This window comes from Rhodopseudomonas sp. BR0C11 (assembly GCF_010820945.1).
Taxonomy (GTDB): Bacteria; Pseudomonadota; Alphaproteobacteria; order Rhizobiales; family Xanthobacteraceae; genus Rhodopseudomonas; species Rhodopseudomonas palustris_H.
Genome location: NZ_QTKI01000294.1, coordinates 1 through 6,225 on the forward strand (window position 1 = coordinate 1; position 6,225 = coordinate 6,225).

Annotated in this window: 5 protein-coding genes; 4 read left to right on the plus strand and 1 reads right to left on the minus strand. The window is 64.4% G+C overall.

From position 1 onward, the window contains the following. A partial coding sequence (locus DYI24_RS19115) for a carboxylesterase/lipase family protein (protein WP_349627797.1) occupies positions 1-1,089 on the minus strand: 1,089 nt, incomplete at its 3' end. A 509-nt stretch (positions 1,090-1,598) separates the two neighbouring features. On the opposite strand from DYI24_RS19115, the gene DYI24_RS19120 reads away from it, so the two are divergent. From DYI24_RS19120 to DYI24_RS19135, 4 genes are all read left to right on the plus strand, one after another. Then, on the plus strand, positions 1,599-2,585 hold the full coding sequence (locus tag DYI24_RS19120) for an alpha/beta hydrolase (protein WP_283810876.1): 987 nt from the start codon (positions 1,599-1,601) through the stop codon (positions 2,583-2,585). Positions 2,586-2,827: 242 nt separating this feature from the next. Continuing rightward, positions 2,828-4,036: a trans-sulfuration enzyme family protein gene (locus tag DYI24_RS19125; protein WP_164573434.1), complete on the plus strand. Its 1,209-nt coding sequence runs from the start codon at positions 2,828-2,830 to the stop codon at positions 4,034-4,036. A gap of 543 nt (positions 4,037-4,579) precedes the next feature. Then, on the plus strand, positions 4,580-5,554 hold the full coding sequence (locus DYI24_RS19130; protein WP_164573435.1) for an aliphatic sulfonate ABC transporter substrate-binding protein: 975 nt from the start codon (positions 4,580-4,582) through the stop codon (positions 5,552-5,554). A 122-nt stretch (positions 5,555-5,676) separates the two neighbouring features. Continuing rightward, on the plus strand, positions 5,677-6,225 hold a 549-nt coding region (locus tag DYI24_RS19135; RefSeq protein WP_164573436.1), incomplete at its 3' end, for an ABC transporter permease.

Consider the following 6,225-nt stretch of genomic DNA (forward strand, 5'->3'; position numbering starts at 1 on the left):
GAATTTCTTGATCCGGGCGCGAACCTGATCCGCCCCGAGCGAGAAGTTGCGTTGATCGCCCGCGAGGAAGAAGGTCGCTTCATCCGCCGTCGTGCCGATCAGCAGCGGGATATCCTCCGACACGGCGCTTGCGGCCGCATCAAACGGATGCTGCTTGAACACCAGATTGTCCAGCGTCGGCCGGAAATCAGCGACGCCGGTCTTCGCCGCCACCTGCGCGATTGCCGCAACCAGCTTGTCGGCGGGAATCTCCCGCAGCTTGCCGGCGTTCTTCGCCGTCAGATCGAACTGCGCCAGCAGCGCGTGCGCCGAGCGCGCGGCCGATTCCGGTGTCGCCAGCCGCCAGGCACCCGACGCGCTCTGGATCACGGCGCGGTGGAACAGACCCTTGGCCGCTGGTGCGCCGAGCAGCACCGCGACTTTCGCGGCGCCGCCGGACTGACCGAAGATGGTGACGTTACCGGCATCGCCGCCGATCGCAGCCGCGTTGTCGCGCACCCATTTCAGCGCCGCGATCTGATCCAGCACGGAAAGATTGCCCGACGCCGGCGACAGTTCCTCGGGAAATTCGCCGGTATATAGCGAGCCGAACAGATTGAGGCGGTGGTTGATGGAGACCACGACTACGTTCTGCGCCTTGGCAAGGTGCGAGCCGTCGAAGCCCGGCGATGTGCCGGCGCCGATCGCGAATGCGCCACCGTGCAGCCAAACCAGAATCGGCCGCTTGCCACCGTCGTTGACGCCGGGCGTGTACACCGACAGCGTGAGATTGTCCTCGCTGGTCGGCACCTTCGACCAGTACCAGGCGAACTCGGCCGGGCTCGGTGCCGCGGGCTGAGGCGCCGATGGCCCGAACTGCGTCGCGTCGCGCTCGCCGGTCCACGCAGCAGGCGGCACCGGCGGACGGAAACGATTGTCGCCGGCGGTCGACGCGCCGTAGGGCACGCCCTTGAACGATGCAACTCCCTCGACGCTCTCTCCGCGCAGCCGCCCGAGCCGCGTCTCGATCACAACCGGCGACGCCTCGCGCGCCCGCGCCGGCGTGGTGAACACCAGCGGCAATGCGGTGGAAGACCCACCGGTGAGCACGGCTGCTCCAACGGCGTGACCGAGGAAACGGCGTCGATTCATCTTCGGGGCAGACGGGTCGAAGGATTGGGGCGGCATAGCAAGATTCCAGGACAGAGATTTCGACTGGCGCACGACATCCGAGAACAGGCTGCTCACTCCTGCCGCGCGCTTCGCACACTTCACGATGTCGACGATGGCTGTCCGCCGCAGCCAGGGCAATAGTCGTAAACTTCGAATTTCGGCCACGCCGAAGACTGTCGTTTCACCACGCCAAGCAGTACTGAAACAATCGACTTCCATGCTTTGGCCGCGGCCGCACACGCGCCGTCCGCGTCATCATGCGCGCGGATGCGACGATTACTTCCGGCTCAAAGGTTGCGGCACGAACGATCCATCGCACCCGGATTCATTGGAAGCGAATTTCGGCAACGCTCTGCTAGCGTCGGGTTGTGTAACCATCCTCATCGGAAGGACTCTTGATGTCACAAAAGGCCCTGATCGCCGCGATCACCTCGGGACTATTCACAATGCTCGCCGTTGTCCTCTGGCCGATCGCATCGGCGAAGGCGGAAGTCGAGATCGTCACCGAGGACTTCAAGATCAAGTCATCGACTCCCGGAATCGAACTGTTCGTCCGCAACAAACGTCCCGCGGGCACGGACGTCTACCGGAACGATCGCACCGTCCTCTACGTGCATGGCGCCACGCTGGCTTCCGAGCTCGTGTTCGATCTGCCGGTCGGCGGCGCGTCGTGGGCTGACGATCTCGCGCGGGCCGGCTGGGACGTGTGGCTGGTCGATGTTCGCGGCTACGGCCGGTCGACATGGCCGGAGGCGCTGCGGGCGCCGGCCGAGAACAATCCGCCGGTGGCGACAACGGCGGAAGCCGTCGCGGATTTCACCTCCGCTGCCGATTTCATTCGTGCCAAGCGCAAGATCGACAGTTTGCAGGTGATCGGGTGGTCGTGGGGCGGCGTGATCAGCGGCGCCTATGCGGCGGCCAATCCCGACAAGGTGTCGTCGCTCGTGCTTGTTGCGCCATTGTGGGCGTTCGACAAACCCGTTACCGCAGGCCCGCCCAAGAAAGCGTGGCAGGAATGGACGCTCGCCGACTCGCGCGCGCGGATCCAAAAGGGCGTCCCCGCAGAACAGGTGAAGCTGATTCTGCCCGACAGCACCGTTGCGCTGTGGGAGAAGGCCGTGCGCGACAGTCAGCCGGAGGCGACCGGACGCACGCCCGAACTGTTCAGGTCGCCGACCGGCGTTGCGGCGGATGTGTCGTGGCAGGCGCAGCAGCCCTATGATGCGGCGGCCATCACGGCCCGGACCCTGATCATCCGCGGCGAGTGGGACGATCTCACACCGAGGTCGCTGCAGCTGGCGCTGTTCGGCCAATTGAAGAACGCGAAGATTCGCGAACTGATCGAAGTCCCCGCGGCGAGCCACTTCATCATCGTGGAAAATGCCCGGGACCGCCTGTTCGACGAAGTCAGAAACTTCCTCTCTCGGCACTGACCAAGCACGGACCACGACACAAGGCTCGGGACGAGCGCTCACCGCCTTGGCAGGCTTCGCTCGAGCCAAACTGTATCGCACCGTCTTTTACACTGTGCCCCGCTCGGAGATGCGGCGTTCGATCGGGCGACGAGTTCAATCGTCGTCCGATCGAGCTTTGCCCACCTGGCAGGACAGGCATGATCGTAGCGGGCTCCAATCCCCGCTATGGTCGCTGAAGACACGCGACACGGGATGCAACGATGACCAATGCAACGAAGCCATGGGGCCCGGCCACCTGGGCCCTCTATATGGGTGACCACCATCGTCAGGTCGGAGATCCGGTGACGCCCGGCCCTGCTCTGAGTGCGAGCTTTCTCACCGCCCCAAATGCGGTCGGCTTCTCCGCCAACGATCTCGGCGCCGCGGCGCCGCATTTCTACACAAGATGGAGCAATCCCACCGTCGAGCTGCTGGAGGCACGGCTGGCGGCGCTCGATGCCGGCGAAGCCGCGGTGACCTTCGCGTCCGGCATGGCCGCCGTGGCCGCGTTGTTTTCCGACCGTCTCCACGCCGGAGACCATCTGGTGCTGTCCGACGTCTGCTATGCCGGCGTCGCCGAACTCGCCCATGATGAGCTCACTCGCAATGACATCGCGGTTACGACGGTGGATTCGTCGAGACCCGAGGCGATCGCGGCTGCGCTTCGTCCCAACACCCGGCTGGTGCATATCGAAACGCCGGCCAATCCGATCCTGCGCCTCGCAGATATCGCCGCGATTGCTCCGCTCGTGCACGCGGCCGGCGCCGAATTGTCGGTCGACGCAACCATCGCGACTCCGCTCGGTCTCCGCCCACTCGAACTCGGTGCCGACTACGTCGTCCACTCGCTGACCAAATACATCTGCGGTCACGGCGACACGCTTGGCGGCGCGGTGATCGGACGAGCCGAGGCGATCGCGCGACTGCGGCGCGGCAGCCTGATCCACCTCGGCGGCTGCCTGGCGCCGTTCTCGGCATGGCTGATCCTGCGGGGTCTTGAGACGCTCGCGCCGCGGATGCGGCTGCACGAGGCCAACGCACGCGCGGTCGAAGCGCTTCTCGCCAACCACCCGAAGGTGAAAGCGGTCTACTGGCCCGGCTCGCCTCGCCATCCGCAGCACGAGCTGGCGCAACGAACCATGCGTTGCTTCTCAGGCCTGCTCTCGTTCACCGTGAATGGCGACGGACCGGCATTGGCGGAGCAATTCGCCGAGCGAATGCGCGTCGTCTCCTATGCGGTCTCGCTCGGCAAGACCAAGAGCCTGCTGGTCTACATCCCCACCGAGGACATTCTGCGCTCGTCGTTCCGACTGACCGGCGAGGCCGCGGCGAGCTATCGCGCCTGGGCCGGCGACGGTGTCTTCCGCCTGTCGGTCGGCATCGAAGATTCCGCCGATATCATCGCTGACCTCGAAACCGCACTCGGATGAAACGTCTCCCGCTGCGTGCCAGCGGTCCGGCTGATCTCGAGACGCTCGACCTCAAGGTCAGCGTCGCGCAGGCAACGGCGAGAGGCTGGTAGCCTTTCGAATCTCCAACACCGACCAGGACGACATCTGTCGTCTCCACTCGTTGCGGCCGAGGTCGGCTACCAGCCGCCATGCATCTCTGCGCCCGAACGGCGGCATCAATATCCACCCCGACGACGTCGAGGACGAAGACCGGTTCCTTGCCGAGTGTCAGGCAAGTCAGAACTCGCCCCTCCTCCGATCGTCGCTACCGCATTGGAGCTGATCGACCGGCCCGGTCCGCCGACGCGGAGCAGAGGCCGATCACGACAGACTTTCCATGCTCAAAGCGCGCTTCATCCGACAATCTCATTCTTGTGCCAGTCGAATTGAGAGAACTTCTTTTCGGTTGATTTGCCTAGATAACTAACTGACAAATCACTTGTTTCGCGAAGGTATCTACGTCGCATCGAGACGGCGCGACCCGCGGAAGCAACGGCAATGAACCGAGAGGAGAGGAAACCCATGACGACCCTATCCCGGCGCCTGATGACCAGTCTGGTCCTGGCAACCATGCTGGCGCCGACCGCGGTCTTTGCCGCGGACAAGCCAAAGGAGATCAGGATCGATTGGGCGACCTACAATCCCGTGTCAATCGTGCTCAAGCAGCAAGGCCTGCTCGAAAAGGAATTCGCCAAAGACGGCATCGGCATCGTCTGGGTGCAGTCGGCCGGCTCCAACAAAGCGCTCGAATTCCTCAACGCCGGCTCGATCGATTTCGGCTCCACCGCAGGTTCGGCCGCGTTGGTTGCGAAGATCAACGGCAATCCGATCAAGTCGATCTACGTCTATTCACGGCCCGAATGGACTGCGCTGGTGACCACCAAGGATTCCAAGATCGCCTCGGTCGCCGACCTCAAGGGAAAACGCGTAGCGGTGACTCGCGGCACCGATCCCCATATTTTCCTGGTGCGTGCATTGCTTGGTGCCGGCCTGAGCCAGAACGACATCACCCCGGTGCTGCTGCAACACGCCGATGGAAAGGCCGCGCTGATCCGCGGCGATGTCGATGCGTGGGCCGGCCTCGATCCGATGATGGCACAGGCCGAAGTCGAGGAAGGCGCCAAGTTGTTCTACCGCAAGCCCGAAGCCAACACCTGGGGCATCCTCAACGTGCGCGAAGACTTCCTCAAGGAGCATCCGGATCTGGTTCGGCGCGTGCTGGCCGTTTACGAAGATGCGCGCAAGTACTCGCTCGCCCATTACGACGAGCTGAAGCAAGCGTTCATCGGCGTGACCAAGCTGCCCGACGCCGTGGTCGACAAGCAGCTCAAGGAACGCACCGAACTCACTCACAGCCGGATCGGCACGCCGCAGCGCGACTCCATTCTCGCCGCCGGACTGGCACTGCAGCAGGCGGGCGTGATCCAGCCGTCGGTCGACGTCAAAGCGGTGCTTGACACGCTGATCGACGATCAGGTGCCGCTGCCGACCAACTAAGCAACACACAGTGCGGCTGCGGCCGCAGACCGCGTGCCAAGCGGATGGCGTGCGGGGCCGGAGATGTCGGCCCCGCCAAATGCGGCTCCTGACGTGGAGCCAAATTGGGAAGCGGTTTGGCTATGGCCTTGACGTTAGACAACGCCGCGCCGGTCACGACGGCGGCTCCATCGGCGCATCGCCGCGCACCTCGTTGGCGCGGGCCGGCGCTTGGACTGCTGTTGCCGCTGACGGTGGCGGTCGGCTGGGAAGCGGCCGTTTATCTCGGCTGGTCCAACGGCCGGCTGGTTCCGCCCCCGTCTCGCGTGTTTTCGACCATTGCCGAATTGGCACGAACCGGAGAACTCACTCGGCACGTTGTCGCGACGCTCGGCCGCGTCGCCGCCGGCTTCGGTCTCGGCGTCCTGTCGGGGACGGTGCTCGGCGCGGTCGCGGGCTATTGGAGTGTCGCACGCCGGCTGCTCGATCCGACCGTTCAAGCGCTACGCGCGATCCCGTCGATCGCGTGGGTGCCGCTGTTCATTCTGTGGCTCGGGATCTTCGAGACTTCGAAGGTGGCGTTGATTGCGGTCGGCGTGTTCTTCCCGGTGTATCTCGGCGTGATGGGAGCGATCCGCTCGGTGGATCGCAAGATCGTCGAGGTCGGCCGCGCGTTCCGATTATCCGGCCCG

Excerpts from the sequence above, each read along its gene's own strand:
- DYI24_RS19120 (WP_283810876.1), top strand. The coding sequence starts at position 1,599 with ATGCTCGCCGTTGTCCTCTGGCCGATCGCATCGGCGAAGGCGGAAGTC.
- DYI24_RS19125 (WP_164573434.1), top strand. The coding sequence starts at position 2,828 with ATGACCAATGCAACGAAGCCATGGGGCCCGGCCACCTGGGCCCTCTAT.
- DYI24_RS19130 (WP_164573435.1), top strand. The coding sequence starts at position 4,580 with ATGACGACCCTATCCCGGCGCCTGATGACCAGTCTGGTCCTGGCAACC.